The organism is Vibrio sp. MM46, assembly GCF_027587135.1.
GTDB lineage: Bacteria > Pseudomonadota > Gammaproteobacteria > Enterobacterales > Vibrionaceae > Vibrio > Vibrio harveyi.
This window is the reverse complement of sequence record NZ_JAPPTO010000002.1, coordinates 166441-182817: the sequence shown is the minus strand read 5'-3', so window position 1 is coordinate 182817 and position 16377 is coordinate 166441. Positions and strand designations below refer to the sequence as shown.

At 45.6% G+C, this 16377-nt stretch carries 19 protein-coding genes; 4 read left to right on the top strand and 15 right to left on the bottom strand.

Features of this window, described 5'->3' with window-relative positions; all coding sequences use genetic code 11:
- The first annotated feature begins 189 nt into the window (after positions 1-189).
- Positions 190-1176 carry a LacI family DNA-binding transcriptional regulator gene (locus OH459_RS02845; RefSeq protein WP_269985354.1) on the top strand — a complete coding sequence of 329 codons (987 nt, stop codon included), beginning with the start codon at positions 190-192 and terminating at the stop codon, positions 1174-1176.
- A 72-nt stretch (positions 1177-1248) separates the two neighbouring features.
- Here the strand turns inward: OH459_RS02845 and OH459_RS02840 are convergent, their stop codons facing one another.
- The 3 genes from OH459_RS02840 to OH459_RS02830 all read right to left on the bottom strand — a co-directional run bounded on the left by OH459_RS02840 (position 1249) and on the right by OH459_RS02830 (position 3881).
- Positions 1249-2622: a carbohydrate porin gene (locus OH459_RS02840; protein WP_269985771.1), complete on the bottom strand. Its 1374-nt coding sequence runs from the start codon at positions 2620-2622 to the stop codon at positions 1249-1251.
- A 460-nt stretch (positions 2623-3082) separates the two neighbouring features.
- Positions 3083-3466 carry a carboxymuconolactone decarboxylase family protein gene (locus OH459_RS02835; protein WP_009698247.1) on the bottom strand — a complete coding sequence of 128 codons (384 nt, stop codon included), beginning with the start codon at positions 3464-3466 and terminating at the stop codon, positions 3083-3085.
- Between the two features lie 58 nt (positions 3467-3524).
- Positions 3525-3881 (bottom strand): MerR family transcriptional regulator, encoded by a 357-nt coding sequence (locus tag OH459_RS02830; protein WP_038898134.1) that lies wholly within the window; start codon positions 3879-3881, stop codon positions 3525-3527.
- Between the two features lie 312 nt (positions 3882-4193).
- Here OH459_RS02830 and OH459_RS02825 point away from each other — a divergent pair, with 312 nt between their 5' ends.
- A complete protein-coding gene (locus OH459_RS02825; RefSeq protein ID WP_172580495.1) occupies positions 4194-4370 on the top strand; it encodes a hypothetical protein in 177 nt (58 codons plus the stop codon).
- Between the two features lie 94 nt (positions 4371-4464).
- On the opposite strand, the gene vopD is transcribed toward OH459_RS02825, so the two are convergent.
- The 12 genes from vopD to sctW are packed head-to-tail and all read right to left on the bottom strand — an operon-like array spanning position 4465 to position 14407.
- Positions 4465-5478, bottom strand: a complete 1014-nt coding sequence (vopD, locus tag OH459_RS02820; protein ID WP_269985348.1) for a type III secretion system translocon subunit VopD — start codon at positions 5476-5478, stop codon at positions 4465-4467.
- 9 nt (positions 5479-5487) lie between these two features.
- Positions 5488-6687 carry a type III secretion system translocon subunit VopB gene (gene vopB, locus OH459_RS02815; RefSeq protein ID WP_050908106.1) on the bottom strand — a complete coding sequence of 400 codons (1200 nt, stop codon included), beginning with the start codon at positions 6685-6687 and terminating at the stop codon, positions 5488-5490.
- A gap of 3 nt (positions 6688-6690) precedes the next feature.
- Positions 6691-7182 carry a SycD/LcrH family type III secretion system chaperone VcrH gene (vcrH, locus tag OH459_RS02810; protein ID WP_005450229.1) on the bottom strand — a complete coding sequence of 164 codons (492 nt, stop codon included), beginning with the start codon at positions 7180-7182 and terminating at the stop codon, positions 6691-6693.
- A 12-nt stretch (positions 7183-7194) separates the two neighbouring features.
- The gene (locus OH459_RS02805) at positions 7195-9285 is read right to left on the bottom strand and encodes a virulence-associated V antigen (protein ID WP_269985343.1); all 2091 of its coding nucleotides are present in this window, start codon (positions 9283-9285) and stop codon (positions 7195-7197) included.
- A gap of 10 nt (positions 9286-9295) precedes the next feature.
- On the bottom strand, positions 9296-9586 hold the full coding sequence (locus tag OH459_RS02800) for an LcrG family type III secretion system chaperone (RefSeq protein WP_005441819.1): 291 nt from the start codon (positions 9584-9586) through the stop codon (positions 9296-9298).
- A 60-nt stretch (positions 9587-9646) separates the two neighbouring features.
- A complete protein-coding gene (locus tag OH459_RS02795) occupies positions 9647-10060 on the bottom strand; it encodes an LcrR family type III secretion system chaperone (RefSeq protein ID WP_005441817.1) in 414 nt (137 codons plus the stop codon).
- Positions 10060-12186: a SctV family type III secretion system export apparatus subunit VcrD gene (gene vcrD, locus OH459_RS02790; RefSeq protein WP_102970155.1), complete on the bottom strand. Its 2127-nt coding sequence runs from the start codon at positions 12184-12186 to the stop codon at positions 10060-10062. Before vcrD ends, OH459_RS02795 begins: the two co-directional genes overlap by 1 nt.
- A complete protein-coding gene (gene vscY / locus OH459_RS02785; RefSeq protein ID WP_009698254.1) occupies positions 12170-12508 on the bottom strand; it encodes a type III secretion system chaperone VscY in 339 nt (112 codons plus the stop codon). The genes vcrD and vscY overlap by 17 nt, the downstream gene beginning before the upstream one ends.
- A gap of 5 nt (positions 12509-12513) precedes the next feature.
- Positions 12514-12891: a type III secretion system protein VscX gene (gene vscX, locus OH459_RS02780; RefSeq protein ID WP_005441811.1), complete on the bottom strand. Its 378-nt coding sequence runs from the start codon at positions 12889-12891 to the stop codon at positions 12514-12516.
- Positions 12888-13262: a type III secretion chaperone SycN gene (gene sycN / locus OH459_RS02775; RefSeq protein ID WP_005441809.1), complete on the bottom strand. Its 375-nt coding sequence runs from the start codon at positions 13260-13262 to the stop codon at positions 12888-12890. The genes vscX and sycN overlap by 4 nt, the downstream gene beginning before the upstream one ends.
- A complete protein-coding gene (locus tag OH459_RS02770; protein WP_005441806.1) occupies positions 13249-13533 on the bottom strand; it encodes a TyeA family type III secretion system gatekeeper subunit in 285 nt (94 codons plus the stop codon). Before OH459_RS02770 ends, sycN begins: the two co-directional genes overlap by 14 nt.
- Positions 13514-14407 carry a type III secretion system gatekeeper subunit SctW gene (gene sctW, locus OH459_RS02765; RefSeq protein ID WP_005441804.1) on the bottom strand — a complete coding sequence of 298 codons (894 nt, stop codon included), beginning with the start codon at positions 14405-14407 and terminating at the stop codon, positions 13514-13516. Before sctW ends, OH459_RS02770 begins: the two co-directional genes overlap by 20 nt.
- A gap of 187 nt (positions 14408-14594) precedes the next feature.
- Here sctW and vscN point away from each other — a divergent pair, with 187 nt between their 5' ends.
- Both vscN and OH459_RS02755 read left to right on the top strand, forming a co-directional pair.
- The gene (vscN, locus tag OH459_RS02760; RefSeq protein ID WP_005450237.1) at positions 14595-15917 is read left to right on the top strand and encodes a SctN family type III secretion system ATPase VscN; all 1323 of its coding nucleotides are present in this window, start codon (positions 14595-14597) and stop codon (positions 15915-15917) included.
- Complete coding sequence (locus tag OH459_RS02755) at positions 15914-16375, top strand: type III secretion protein (RefSeq protein ID WP_005441793.1); 462 nt, start codon at positions 15914-15916, stop codon at positions 16373-16375. Before vscN ends, OH459_RS02755 begins: the two co-directional genes overlap by 4 nt.
- Positions 16376-16377 lie beyond the last annotated feature (2 nt).

Sequence of the window (16377 nt, the reverse complement as noted above, 5' to 3'; positions counted from 1 at the left end):
ACGTTTGCAAAACAGATTTTTGCTCAATAAAACCAAATGATCAAAGATAAAGCAGAGAGAATGTGAGAATGATCGTCAAATTCTCTCCCTAAGAGCAGTATAGGAGGTTAGAATCGCTACTTATCAAAGAGATTTTCATCTTCTCTTTGCAAACAATCCCAAAAACGAAAAACAGAATGGATAGGAACAATGGCGAGTCTGCATGATGTCGCCCGTCTGGCTGGCGTATCAAAATCAACAGTGTCACGGGTTATAAACGATGAGTATGGCGTAAAAGAAGCGACAAAACAGAAGGTCCGCCAAGCAGTAGCGGAGTGTGGCTATGTACCGAACCAAGTCGCTAAAGATCTAAAATCTCAAAAGACCAATCTGGTTGGTGTCATTGTTCCTCGGGTTTCCTCTCATGCCACATCCCAAGGTGTCGATGGATTAACCGATGTCCTTGAAAAAGCTGGGAAACATGTCTTACTTGCTAGCACTCACCAAGCCCACGAAAAAGAACTGGAATACATTCAGATCTTTAACCAAAAACGGGTTGAAGGGATCATTCTTTATGCCACCCACCTCGATTCCAAGCTGGTAAAAGCAATTCAAAACTCAGCCGCCCCAGTTGTGCTCGTCGGTCAAGATGGTTCCATGTTTAATATTCCAAGCATCATTCATGATGACGCACGAGTAGGGTTTGAAGCGGGAAATAGACTGGTTGCAAAAGGTTGCCAAACCATGGGTTTTATTGGTGTGCAAGGTGACGATATCGCGGTAGATAAGCAACGCTCTGAAGGATTTGTTCAAGCGCTACAACACCATGGTTTTGAGCTCGCCTTCCATGCTCGTGGTGACTTTACAATCGATTCTGGCTATTCATTGGCAAAACAACACTTAACAAAGAACCCTAAGCTAGATGGCTTGTTCTGTGCGACAGACCGTATTGCTATCGGTGCGATGAGAGCGATTCAAGAGCTCGGGTTAACACCGGGTAAAGACGTTTTAGTGCTAGGAGTTGGTGATGATGAGCTCGCATCAGTGTGCACCCCAACCTTATCAACATTTAACTATGCATTTGATAAAGCAGGGGAAAATGGTGCGAAACTATTACTAGATAGAATTGCCAACAGAAGTTTTGAAATGAGTAAGATGGTACTAACCTTCAAAACAATTGAGCGTCAGTCCTGTTAATGAAAAAGCGCCAACTGAAATCAGTTGGCGCTTTTCTTATTACTCTTTTTACTCTTTGTCGGTTAAAGCCCTTTAGAACCAAGTTTCCATTTGCAGTGCAAACAGAACTTCACCGCCATCACCCATCGTTGCAGCGCCCGCATCCTGGCTAATCGAGTAGCCATTCAAGTCTTCGCTCCAATCAACGTAGCTAACAGCAAAACGTAGCTCCGGACGGTCAAAGAAACCTGCTGCGGTAGACATCTTAAGCGTTGGTGCAATTGTCGCTTTGTAAAAACTGCCACTTGCTTTATCAATCGCATTGTCTAGGTCCATGTATTGGTATGAGCCTTCATAAACCATCTCAAAGTTTTGTGTAAACTCTTGCGCTAAGCGGATGTTGAACGATGCCCAAGTAAATTCATCATTTTTAGCAAAGCGATCTTGGCTGTGTTCTGCTAGCAACGCAGGTGCTACACGCCAGTTGTCGCCGATGCGTGTTACACCATAACTGAACAAGCGTACGGCTTTTGCGTCTTCTAGCAAATCACCGTTTGAACCAATGCCTTTAAGTTCTGCACCCAGTCCATCACCCACCAAAATACCAGTTTTAGAGAAGCCTTCACTCATGCCAAAGAAGTTATCGCTATGGTAAGCAAACATCGCATGTAAGCCTTTGTCTGCTGCGCCTTCTACGCGATCATTGTTATCAGCAGACGTCATGCCGCTCAGCATCAATTGCCAATTACCAAAGCGGTTGTTCATTGTCGCGATATAGTTTTCAACATCAGTTGACGAGCTATCAATCTCACCAAAATCACGACCATAGATCGAGAAGTTTGCTTTCCATGAATCGTTCATTTGGACGTCATACACGCCGGCACCAGTACCAGATAGGAAAACGATATCCGAGTCAAAGAAGTGAATGTCAAAGTTATCACGGTCAAATCGTTTACCTGCCCAAAACGTTGCGTCAGCAAACGCACTTGATTCAGAGAACATGCTCAACTTGTTTAGCTCAGCATATACCTGACGAACGTTTAATTGACTCTCACTCGCTGTCCATTCGTTATTGGTTTCCGTACTATCTGCCAACATGATTCGGAACAATGCGCTGGAACCATCATCTGCAAAGCGTTTGTGAATAAGGTTTGCTTCCACATAATGATCATCCTCAACCCCTAATCGTCCAATTGGCGCGCCAATAGCACCAGCTGCCGTCATGTAAGGACCAGTACCCACTGCACCATTCAGATCATCATTAATGAGCAGCCCAGAACGAGCGTAGCCATGAAACTCAAAGCTTGAGGCTTTCTCATTTGCTTCTGTGGATACTTTTTCTGTCTGTTCAAGTCTCTGTTCTAATTCATTAATTCGCTTTTCAAGAGCGTCAACATCTGTTGTTGCGAATGCAGGTGCTGTAACCAGCCCAAGCGCTACTGCCATCGTCAAAGTGTGTAGTTTCATTTCCATAGTCTCACGTAAATTTATACTTAGGTTATTTGCAAACGTTCCCAAATAAAATTGCAAACTTATGGTGACTTTAAATACCCATCTAAAGTCTGAATTTCAGAGCGCTCAGACTCAGAGCGTCTCTACCACTTGTATCAATGGGGCGATAATATACAAACTTTTCGGGAACGTTACCGAACAAAAGTAATTTTGTTAGCTGTATCACGTCCAGGGGCATTATTTACATAAAAATCATTAACCAGCGCACATTCCATTGATTGAAGCTATATAAACGAAGAATTGGTATAGCGGTGACCAAGCAGAGATAAGAAGATCATCCCATGTTGTCCTCGCCTTCTTAGTAGATTAGAGATGAGATGAGTTAAGAAAAAGCCAGATTCGACGCTCTGGCTTTGTTGTATTACCTTTTCAAGACCTTGAGTGCGGTTTGATGCTACGACCTGCGAGCTCCCTATTAATTCAGATCACTCCGTTCAGCGAGGACCTCCTTGAACGCGAACATTCCGTTTAATGCCGCAGGAAAACCTGCATAAACCGACATTTGCAGTAAGACTTCTTTTATCTCTTCTGCTGTACACCCAACATTCAATGCTGCATTTAAGTGTACTTTTAACTGCGGCTGACAGTGCCCCAATGCTGTTAATGCCGCAACCGTCGCGATTTCACGCGATTTGATATCCAGTGCAGGTCGCGAGTAAATATCTCCGAACGGGTATTCAATGGTGAACTTGGCTAAGTCCGGACAGATATCTTGCAGACTATCAATAACGTTATGCCCTGCCTCACCATCGATGTCTGAAAGCAGTTTTAATCCTTGATCAAAGCGTGACGATGACATGTTGATGCTCCTTTTGTATGAATCTAGGAACACTCTACAAGTTAGAGTTAACTCTAAGTCAACGAACTTTTCCTTGCTTATACAAATCTATTTTTGCTTCTAGCGCTGCAAGGTGTTGCTTCTGTAACTCTAGGTATTCAGTCAGTTTTTCTTGATGTTTCTCTAGCAATACCTGACGCTCTTCAATCGTGCTCTCGCCTACTTCACGTAAATCTGCGTACTTAAGGATCTCTTCAAGCGGCATCGCGGTGTCTTTCAAACGTTTGACGAACTCGATCCAAGACAAGTCTTTGGCGGTATACATCCTATGTCCACTGGGGGATCTTTGAATATTCTTCAATAAACCAATTTTTTCATAATATCTGAGTGTATGAGGCGACAGTTCAACACGCTTCGAAAACTCACTCATGTTCATGCTCATTTCCCTACTTAAATTGCTGTATACCCAAGTAATCTCAAGGTGCTAGGTTCAGCAAGAATGACTTGGTTTGAAGGCGAGGCAACAATTTGAAGATCTAGTGGTTCTAAATCAAAAATCGTTAACGAAGCATACGAACCAAGGCAACTCGCCCTTCAAAGCACCTGTGCTATAAAGGCACTCAAATTTTCAATAGCTTTAATCATATAGAAAGAAGTGATGATCCAACAAATTAGGTAGCCTAAACTCAACCTTCTTGATGAAAACGCCAAGTAACAAGACATTGAAAACCATACCGTAGGACTCGACATGGAACGTCAAAAGCATCGGCTATCAATTTGTTTGACCGCTAGCGTTACCGCACTGGTCTGTATTCTACTTCTACCGCTATCGGACAACATGAAGCTGTTTTCAATCTTAACCGTAGAGAGCGTCATTGCGTTCAGCGACTACTGGAAGCAAAGCGTTTCAAAACCAAAAGAATAGTCTGGCTTTTACGGCTTATACCATTGCGATCCACACAAAAAAGGCGCTGTATATACAGCGCCTTAACTCTTTATGCGATCTTATCCGTTATGGTTTAAACCGTTGGGATAGATGCACGCCATGCTTGGTTTTGGCTATCAGCAATTGAGCGGAACAGCTCACGCAACTCTTTTAGCAACCCTTCTTGGAAGCCGACGTTTTCGTCTGCTGTCTGTTTAGCTGCTTGTGCGCGTGTCGCTAGAACTTCGTCTTCTTTACTACGAGCCTGAGCTTTGGTTTGCTCTACGTTTGACGCAGAGTTTGCCATTTGAGTCAGAGCTTGAATGACTGAGTTCGTCGCTTGGTTGTTGCCCATTTGCTTATCAAACTTACGTCCGTAAGCCGTGGTATCCGCTTTGATATGATCCATATCGGTACGAATCATATTTGCTTCGCGGTGCATTTCCCCACGTTTTACTTTCGCGCCTTCAAAGCCTTTGGTGTTTTTGATCTCAGCCATTTTGGCATCTAAGTTCGCTTGTTGCCCCTTAAATGCTTTGTTACCAGCGGCTTCTTGTTTGATCTTCTTACCTGCTTTCATTGAGCCAACTGCGCCCATGATTGCAGTAACACCCGCCATAACACCAGAGATAACCGCCATTGCGATCATCGCTTTGGCTGAGTTGTTAAGCTCTTGTGCTTGGCTCTTAAGGCTTGCTACGTTTGCTTCAACAGCAATTTCACGTTGCAGTACTTGCTGCTCACGGCTTAGCTTAGACACTTGATAAAGCAGCGTAAGCAGAGACAGTGATTGTGAAATCGCGTCCGATGGAGATTTAATGACCTGCTCACCGTTTAGGGCTTTTTCTGTTGTCTGCATTAGCAGATTCACAGTTGGCGCCAATGCGCTCATCAGCTTTTCAACTACTCGAGCTTGATCGCCGATTGCAGGTGCTTTTGGACCATCCAATTGGTAATGTTTAGGACCTGATACTGCTGCCTCGCTGTTACCACGGATTGCCGCAGCTTCCGTTTTTGTCTCAGGCGCTTTTTCAGCCTTAGTGGTTTTACCTAGCTCGCCCAAACCGTAAAGATCTGCACGTCCAGTATTGCCAATTTTATCTAACATAAACGCTCCTTAAACCGTCGCTGGACGGCTCATCACCGCTTGCATCGTTTCGCCTTTCGCCTGAATCATCTGCATTATGACACTCATTAGCTCTTGGAAATCTTCCATCAGCTTAGCGATCTCTTCTTTAAGCTTGTCGATAACCGCTTGGCTAAGGGTCATCTTCGCTCGCAAGTCAGTGATATCCGATTGGATATTAGTAACTTTCGCGTTCTTAGAAGCATGAACCGCATCAGTGGTCCCCTTACCAACATTGACAGCAAGGTCGACGGTTTCTGCACCAAAACGGATTGCTTTCGCAGTCGTAGTCGCAGCTTTAGAGCCCATATCTGCGATCTTCGCCATGTTCGCTGCTGCTTTGGTCGCAATATCAGTGACTTTCTGTGCAATCTTACCTGCACTCTTCGCCGCCAATTTCGCGATACCACCTGCAGCGGCGCCGCCAAAGGTGACGATTGCCCCGATAACTGCTACGGCAATCTCTAGAGCCATCACGACCTTGTTGAGAGCATCGACATTAATACCAGCCTCTTTCATCGCGTCTTGTACAGCTGGCTCTTGTAGAACCATGCTAACCGCGCCCATCACGCCGCCGGCAATCATTAATGCGCCTGCTGCCGCACCAACACCAGTAGCCACCATGATGGCACCAACGACAATAGAGACAACAGCACTGATCCAACCGAAGATCTTAGAGGCTAAGCCTGACTTCTGAGCTTCTTTTGCCGCAGCTTCAGACTCTTTGATCTTCTCTTGGTTTTCTGCCATTTCTTGCTCGTGCTTCGCTTTCGCTACTTTCACTTCCTGAATTTTAAGCTCGTTTTGAGCACTCTTCAGTTTGTCTGTGATTGCAGCCAGCTCTACTTCAAAATCATCCGCAGAACCTGCGATGATTCTCACTGCTAGCGAGCCCGTATTGTCGGCAACCGCATGCAAAACCTTGGCAATCGAGTCTACGATTTTTTGTAGCTGAGCCATGGCTTTCAGCGTAAGTTCATTAACCTTATCGCTTACTGCGGCATTAGGTGCATCAAGCTGAACTTTAACTTTACCAGTGTTCAATGCTTCAGCATCTTTACCTTTTACGTTTTCAACGGTTACAGAAGGTGACGCATGAGATGCGGTCTTCGTTACCTTGTCTAACGTAGTTTGGCCAGAATCAGGTGTGTATACCTGACTCTGAGTGCGGTCAAGTGCAATAGAATTCATATTCTAGTTACTCCTTTTGTTTCTCACCGCTTCTAACATGATGTCTGCTCGTTGATGCAAGTCTGCATACTCTGATTTCCCGGCAGACATCTCCTTCGCGCTGTAAAACCCACTCTCTGCTTCTGTCAATTGTTCAAGCTTAAGGTGACATTCTGCAGAGTGGAAAGGTGGGCGTGGATCATTAATATCCACAAGCGCAGCGTAGCTGTAGGCATCAATCGCCTGCAGGTACTCACCCAGTTCCTGACGAGCGGCTCCCAAACCAATAAAAAAGCGCGCTTGGTAATGATCAAGCATGCTAAGTAGTTGGAAAACCTTAGCGGCTTGCTCTACCTTGCCTGATTGGAAAAAGTTGTATCCAACCGCATAAATGTGCTCGATAGTATCTGCCGATACGTCGTGCAGCATTTTTAACGTACCCCCATCCTCTAGAAACGAAAGTAGTTCCTCTGCTTGCATTTGAGATGGGTCAGTTGCCGCGTTTTGTGTAGTCATGGTTGTTTATCCTTAAATCGCTCGTAGGATTTCTTGTAAAATACTGTGGTACTTCTGAACAAACTTGTTCATAGCTTCAACGGTAGAGTTGTATTGAGAACTGGTGTCGTTCAGCTCAGTGGTTTTGATTTGCACTTCATCGTTAAGCAACTTGGATTTATCACTGACAGAACTAGAGAAATCAGACAATTTTTTGGATTTCTCGCCATTTTGATAATTCTCATTTTTTGCATCAATACCTTCATATCTCAAAAACATACGGTGTGTGACCTTTAGTACGTCTTCGGGTGAAGGCTGAATTCCACCAGATGGATGTCGAAATTCTGGCTTGATGTATTTCTCGACATTCTCTTTAGTAAAAATGAATCGAACATCTGTTCCATTTCGACTCTCGATGACACTAGACAAGCTAACCTTGTCTCTGTTTATCGCGTCAAAATCGATATAATCTTGATAGATATTCGCTCTCTTACCTGGTCCAGGTTGCCCCCAGCCTTTGTCACTTCGAAAAACTTCACTTAGATGTTTAAACTCAGGTGACTTATGAAATTCTTCTGGAGTACTGTAGTTAAAACTGGTGTGGTTAAATTTATAACTTTCAGGGTTGTAACCTTCACCATAAGTACCGCTTCCACTTTGCTTGATATGTATCTGAGACTGTACTTCACCAAAGATTTTTAGCCTTGCTGTATAAGACTGAAGTTCCTCTTTTTGCTGATCTCGTTTTTCAAGTCGGTTAACGCGACGCTCGTTTAAGGCAAACAGCACACGCTCATCAAAGCGATCACCAATGCTGGATTCAATCACAGACAGTAAATCGCGAGCAGTCAGAGAGTGTTCCGCTTTAACATCAGCGTGCTCTTTCCCGTCAGCTCCTGTGGTTATCTTCTTTTCTTCTTCTGAGATTTTGCTCAAGCGCGTATTTAACTTGCTAAGGTTCTCCATCATTTTTTGATGACGCGTAATGAAATCAGTACCAATGTCTTTTCTGGCAACAATCTTCTCAAATAGCAGGTTTATGTCTCGTGCAGTATTTTGTTTGATTAGATCAACCTGATCTTGCGTCGCTTGGTATTTCTGTACCTTATGGAGGTTACCGTAAAAAGTATCGACTTGCTTGTTCACAAGGCTTACCGCAATGCTAGAAAACAAACTCGAAAGTGTTATCGCATTTGGGGAGTTCTTGAGGTTTGCTACCACGGCATTAAGCACGTTTTGCAGTTGACCAACCTGTCCTGCCCCGTACTCGTTTTCGTACTGACCTTTCACTTGTTTTGCTAGGTCATTTAATGCACCGGTAAGCTCTTGCTTGGACATACCTGGAATCCAAGCAATCTTATCTGCCAAAGCCTTAGCATCACTGTTACTTAACGTGATGCCTACGCTGTCTAAAGAAGTAACCAGTTGAGCTGTAACCGCTGCACTAAAGCTTTCTTGCGTTAGCAAGTAGTCCGAGTTCTTGAGCCCGTTGATGTCTACCGAGCCTAGATTACGAAAGGCATTGCGCAAAAATGAAATCGCACTATCACGGACTTCGCTAGAGCTCATTTGCTGCGCAAGAGCGTCTACAAATTTGCTGATCTCTGCTGTCGCGGCTGTAAGCGCGCTCGCATCTAGGGCTGCAATTTGCTGCGCTTGGGTGCTTTGGCTGCCTAAACGAAACTCATTGATAAAATCTGTTGGAAGCGAGCTGTCGACCGTATCTTTTAATTGCTTATCGAACCAAGACTGGAATTGATGCGCGAGCGTGTTGTTTACGCCAGTCACTACGTCTTGAGGCGCAATCTGACCATTCACCGCTTGGTGTTGCAGTGACTGCATCCAATGCGCAGCAGTCTCAGCGGCAGCAGTCCCCTTAAAGGCGGCTTGCTTTTCTAGCAGCGTGCGTAATGAATCTGCATATAGGTCCAAACTTTCTTGTTCGGTGCGCCCAACTACCATTGGTAATTGGCGAATCAAAGACTCTAATTGAGCTGCATCGGAATCGCCTAGAATTGGAGAAAGAGTCTCTACCAAACGCTGCTGGAAAGAGGCTTGAGAGTCACGATTCGTTGCTGTATTTAGAACTCCAGATACAGAGTTCATGGTTGTCATATCCGTCATTTAGAAACCTCTAGATCACCATGCCACGCATCATTGTTGGTCGCTTGCGCCTAGAGCCTTTGGTACTCGTGGCTTGCACTTGATGCTGTTGTTGTCTGCGGCGTTGTACTTCTTCAAGCAGTTCATGCTCTGCTTGTTTCATCAATTGGGGCGAAGCATTTAACCCATCGAGCAGAATATTGCCTGCTACTGGACCAACGCCTAATCCTTCAAGTAATTCATTGAATACATCAGTTCTATCTTCCGCATTACGGATAGCAAGTTCTGATTTTTCAATGGTTTCGGTAAAGGGTTGCTTCATCTTGATACCTATCTTAAAGCGAAGCATCTCTTGGATGCTGTCAGTAACAGTCGAGAGTTTTTACTTTTTTCTCTTTTTAAGTGGGCGGTAATCACTGAGGCGCAAAAAGTACCAATCTTCTTGTTCATCGTGGCTCGCCCCACAAGCTCTTAAATAGAACTGCGCTAATCTTTGGCTACTCATATTGCTGCCTCGCAATACGTCAACGTTGCCGCGAATGCTCCAATCAAGTGGGTACAACCGGATCGCGTGTTCTGCGAGCAAAAACAGTGCAGAGAAAGGATTGCTCAAACCTTGATTAGGGCTGATTCTTCGCAGCAGTACGATGATGATTTCACCTTCTTCTACTCGGAATACCAGTTCCATACCGTCGCACTCGTATCGTTGCCCGAGCAAGATGGTGCTTTTCTGCCAAAAGTAAGGCGTCACTTCGATTCCTGACGCCATTAAAGACTGAGCGAGTTCACACGCCATTACATTCCTACCCTTCCCAGCGGTTGAATATTGATTTGCTGCGTCAGTTCTTGGAACGACAACACTGGCAGTTCGTAGTATTCAGATTCAATCAATTTACGTACGTAACGACGCACATCCATCGACACCACCAGCACAGGTTTATTTGGCATGCGGCTCAAATCACCGATGGTTTGCTTAACGTCGCTGACAAACTGTTGAGTCACAGAAGGGTCAAGCGCTAAGTAGCTGCCCGCTGAAGTCTGGCGAATACCGTTACGGATCGTATCTTCCAAGCTCTGATCCAACAGATACGCAGGCAGCATGTTTTGACCGCTGGCATACTTGTAACAGATGTAGCGTTTCAAGCTGGAACGGATGTATTCCGTCAGTTGAACCACGTCTTTCTCTTTTTGTCCCCACTCAACCATTGCTTCTAAGATCACACGTAAGTTACGAATAGAAATATCTTCAGAAACGAGGCGTTGCAGGATTTCCGTCATCTTTTGTAGAGGCACAATACGTTGCGCTTCTTTCACTAATTCGGAGTAGCTGCCTTCCATTTGTTCAAGCAAGTAACGGGTCTCTTGAATACCGATAAAGTCTTGCGCGTACTCTTTCAGTACGTGAGACAGGTGGTAAGTCAGAATGCGGTCGGGAGTCAAAAAGCCCACATGGCTGTTTTGCAGTTTTTCTCGGTGACTGTGGTCAACCCAAATACTCGAAATGCCCGGCAGAAAGTCGTCATCGCTTTCGTAAGGCACACCCAGTAAATCGATCTGCTCATTGCCCTCTGTCACCAGCAATTTTTCGCTTTCAATTCGACCGCGAGCAACTGGTACTTCTTGCAATTGAATCAGGTATTCACCATTGCTCATCCCTTCATTAAATCGCAAGTGAATGCCCGGGAATGGCACACCTAGATCGAGGTACAGCGCGCGTCTGACTCGTGCGAGTTCATCATTTAATGCCACAGCTTCTAGGCTCTCTTGTAAGCGAGAATCCAAGTCGATGAGCAGCGGTACTGTCATCGCAAACTCTTCTTGTTCACCCAATTTGCCTTTGCTGTTGCGAGAAGGGGTTGGTTTATTCGGTTTGGCAGCTGGCGAGCCCGCCCCTTGGGCGACAAAACTAGGCAGATCAGAACTGTCAGATTCGCTTTGCTTTCTCTGTTGATAGAACAAGAAGAAACCACCACCGCCTACAACAACGGCAAGCACAAGGAAAGTGATTTTCGGGAAGCCTGGAATGAGTGCAAACAGCACCAATAGGACACCACCAATCAATAAAGCTCTTGGTTGCGCGGTAACCTGACCACCGATATCTGAACCTAGGTCAGAGGAATCTTCATTTGAAACACGTGTAACGATAATACCGGCCGTAATAGCGATAAACAGAGCTGGAATTTGCGATACCAGGCCATCACCGACGGTCAAAATAGCAAACAGTTCAAGCGCTTCAGACGCAGACATGCCCTTTTGAGTCACACCAATGGTCACACCGCCCAGAATGTTCACCACAATGATCACCAGACCGGCAATGGAGTCCCCTTTTACGAACTTCATTGCACCGTCCATCGAACCGTACATTTGGCTTTCTTTTTCGATCAATGAACGACGATGACGCGCCTCATGAACGTCGATCACCCCAGCACGCATATCGCCGTCGATACTCATTTGCTTACCCGGCATCGCATCAAGGGAGAATCGAGCACTGACTTCCGCAACCCTTTCAGAACCTTTGGTGATCACCATAAACTGAACGATGGTGATGATCAGGAACACCACGATACCCACGACCAAGTTACCGCCAACTACGAAGTTACCGAAGGTATAAACGATCTGACCGGCGTCGCCTTGCAGAAGGATAAGTCGCGTTGTCGTAATAGAAAGTGACAAGCGAAACAGCGTTGTGATCAAAAGAACCGCCGGGAATGCAGAGAATTCCAGCGGTGAGGTAATGTAGATAGCAAGCATCAAAAGGACGACCGCTATACTCATGTTGGTACCGATTAGTACATCCACCAATGCCGTCGGTAAAGGCAAAATCATCATAAAGACGATCGCCAATAGCATCACGGCGAGCATGATGTCTTTGCGTTGTCCAACTTTGTTTAGAATATCGATCAACTTATTCATTTGATTCACTATTTAGAGATTTCAGATAACGTCGATGAGCACGGCGTGCCCCCTCAACATCATTTTGTTTCCAGCGCGCTTGGCTGAGACAAAACCATAAGCCCGCTTTATTTGAGTTGTTTGCTTCCAATAAGCTTTCGCACAGCTCGATTGAACGTGTGTAACGACCAGAATTCAGGCATGCTACCGCCAGTGTTTGGCGAGCTTCTTGATGATCTGGTTCGATTTCCAACAACGCATCCAGCAACGTGATCGCCTGTTCGGGCTTTTGATATTGAACTTGGAGTGCAGCGTGGATAAGCAATAGCTCCACATCTTTTGTTTGCAACATGGGGCTTAAACCTGAATCAGTAGATTCAACGCCATGGTGAGATAACGTTGGTCTAATTGCGTGTTTTGCAGCGTTTCCACCGCTTGGGAAAGCGCATGAGAACCATTTTGCTGTGCCAATTCCTGAAGTCGCTGCTGAGTCGTATCAAACTGCTGACGATACTTGTCTGGGCGAAGTAGCTCTGAATGGGTAAGCTTTGGCTTGGCGAGCGACATCAAGTACTGCTCAGACGGGCGAAGCTCATACAGTTTCTCTAAGTGCGTCGCGATGGCTTGACCATCAGGCAGCAGTTGAAAACGCTGTGGGAAATCGTTTTCAACTTGCTCAAGAGAGACATGAGTAAAGCCTTCAATACCAACGTTTAACGTACTAATTCTACTCATGAATTCGCCACATCATTGTGTAAGCGAACCAAGAGCGCGAATGCTTGTTCGATAGTTGGCAATGTCACTTCATCACCTTCAATTTGCGCAGAGAAAACCAGCGTCTGTTCATCGAGCAATCCGGTTTTAATGGTAAATGGCCAACCTTGCCCTGCATGGCAAAAGCTCAGTGCCTTCTTGATCGGCTCATTAGATTGATGCCACGGCAGCGCTTTCGCCAACATAAGAAACAAACAGTCCTGATGCTTCTCAAGGTGCAAAGTACCGCTCTGTTCAAAGCTCAACTGAACACGCCCTGCTGACGAGAAATCCACAGCGTCAAGCCCCATTCCTCGGCAAAAATCATCCACTGACGCATCAATCCAATTCATCGTCCCACATTTCCTCTTCTTCTAAATCAATCGCTTCATCAAGCGCTTTTTGCACGGCTTGTATTAGGTTTTGTCGCTGCTCTTCATCGTTAAACACATCAATTGGGATATGCCGAACCAGTTTATGCAGCTCTCTGAAAAAGCTAATTTTTCGCTCGGTGGATTCCAATTCCATGGCATTCGCTAAGTTCCAGATCTCTTCACTGCCTACCCAGCGCTGCTCAACCAAAGCAATGACATCTGACATCAAATCAGTAACTTGATAAGCCATGGCTTGCCTGCTGAGGTTTAAACATCTGATAGAGATTGCCAACTTGGTCTTGAAGGGTGTTCAGCGTTTTAAGCTTTTGCATATCTGACATCAAAAGCTGCAACTTAACTGAGTCGATATTGCTGCCTTGAACGCTTAAGTCAGCACTCATGCCTTGCAACATAAAGTCGACCGCTGTAGACACCTCTTTTTCACCAAAGCGCTCAACCACATCCTTGTATGCTGAGCCTAAACCTTGGTAGCTATGTACGGTGTCGCGATAGAAACCACGCAGTTGGTGCAAACTGCTGAAGCCTTGTTCTTGGCTGTATTCGTCAGCAAAACTGGATACGCGAATTTCAGTATCAATTTGAGACCACGAATCTGGGTTTTGCTCAAAGTTCAGAAGGGCTTGGTCGATCAGCGCCAGTAGGTTCTTACTTTCTGGGTTCGCGCCAAGAAACTTTTTCACCGCTTTTAATGCAAGGTACTGGTGGCTTTTCTCTTCAGAAAAACCATTAAGGTACGCTTGTAACTGGGCAATTGTTGATAAGTTGCCACTTGCCATTTTGGCAGCAAGGTCTTTGATCTTTTGGTTCTTCTCAAGATCAGGCACTTTTCTTAGGTAATCAGAAACCAACTCGTGGGCTTCATTAACGCGAATACCGCCATCTTTCACTTTGCGTTTGGTCAGATCTTTTTCCGCTTTTTCTGAGCCTAATGACGTCAGCTCTTCCATCGCGTCAAACAGTGATTGAGTAGCATTGTGTACACGGACAGTTTCGCCTCGATAGTTGCCACCAATTGACTCCCCAGAACGTGAAGACTCAAGACCGCTTCGAATTGGCGTGTCAAACTTGTTACCCGTTGTAATTTGATTATTGATAATACTCATTCACTTGCACTCCTTTCGTACAATATGAGCGAATTATAAGAATTGCATTTGCAACGGGCTGTCAAAATCAGACGTGTTTTTTTAGGGCGTTTTAAGTTTTCTAAAAACTCCCGACCAATAGTCACTATAAATACTGCACCATCCTTTTTATTCTCTCAGCATCAGTTATTGCGCATGTTTTCCTAAATTGAACGACTTCTCATACATCACCGAAACCCAACAATCTGCAATCAAACAGACACGTTTGATCCAAATCCGCGGTCGAGTTACTCAAGTTACCGGCACCATCATCAAAGCCGTGGTGCCAGGTGTACGTGTCGGTGAACTTTGTGAGTTGCGTAATCCGGATCAAACCTTGTCACTACTAGCGGAAGTGGTTGGCTTTCAACAACATCACGCGTTACTCACCCCACTTGGCAACATGTTTGGTATTTCCTCCAATACCGAAGTAAGCCCGCTTGGGAAGATGCACGAAGTGGGTGTTGGCGATCACCTGTTAGGGAAGATTCTGGATGGTCTGGGTCGTCCGTTTGATGGCACCCAAAGCAAAGAGCCGAGTGCTTGGTATCCGGTTTACAGAGACGCGCCGCCGCCGATGCAGAGAAAACTGATCGAGAAACCCATTTCCATGGGGGTTCGTTCGATAGACGGATTGCTCACCTGTGGCGAAGGGCAAAGGATGGGTATTTTTGCGGCAGCGGGCGGTGGTAAAAGTACCCTACTCGCAAAACTTATTCGTTCTGCCGATGTTGATGTAACGGTCCTCGCCCTTATCGGTGAAAGGGGTCGTGAGGTAAGAGAATTTATCGAGCACGACCTTGGTGAAGAAGGCATGGCAAGGTCAGTATTGGTTGTTGCGACCTCCGACAGACCAGCAATGGAACGTGCCAAAGCAGCGTTTGTCGCGACCTCTATCGCGGAGTACTTCCGAGACCAAGGTAAACGTGTCTTGCTGCTTATGGATTCAGTGACGCGCTTTGCCCGAGCTCAGCGTGAAATTGGCTTGGCTGCTGGTGAACCACCAACACGACGAGGCTATCCACCCTCTGTTTTCGCTGCACTACCAAAACTGATGGAACGTGCGGGTCAATCAGACAAAGGTTCCATCACCGCGCTGTATACCGTGCTTGTAGAAGGTGACGATATGACAGAGCCAGTTGCCGATGAGACCCGTTCGATACTGGATGGTCACATCATTCTTTCTCGCAAACTGGCAGCGATGAACCACTACCCAGCTATTGATGTACTTCGCTCCGCGAGCCGTGTGATGAACCAAATCGTGGACAAAACTCATCAAGCGTCGGCAGCTCATATGCGTGAAATGTTGGCAAAATATGAAGAAGTGGAACTGCTGATCAAAATTGGTGAATACCAACATGGTGCTGACAGCCGCGCGGATATGGCGATTGCACAAGGTGATGATATCCGAGCGTTTTTACGCCAAGGCACACACGAACCAAGTGAACTCGACGAAACCGTGGCTCAGTTACGAGGACTGGCGGGCTTATGATCGAGCAGTTACTAGAGATAAAAAAGATTCGAGCTGATCGAGCAGACAGTGCCGTTCAGCAGCAAGAGTATCGAGTCAATAGTGCGCTTTCTTTATTGCGAAAAGCCGAGCAGTCCGTGGTCGATTATCACCAATGGCGAAAAGAGGAAGAAGAGCGACGGTTTGCCAAAGCGAAGCAGAAAACGGTGGTACTAAAAGAGCTTGAAATATTACGCCAAGAAATCGCGCTATTAAGGGAGAGAGAAGCAGATTTAAAACAACGTGCCGCAGAGGCAAAAAAAGCATTAGAACAAGAAAACCAACGGCTTAAAGAAAGAAAACAAGAAGCCCTTGCCGCTCATAAAACAAAAGAAAAATTCATTCAGCTAAACGAACAAGAAATTGCTGAACAAATGCGTCAAGTGCAGTACCAAGAAGAGCTCGAACAGGAAGAGTTTCGTAGCGTCGTTGTTTCATAGAA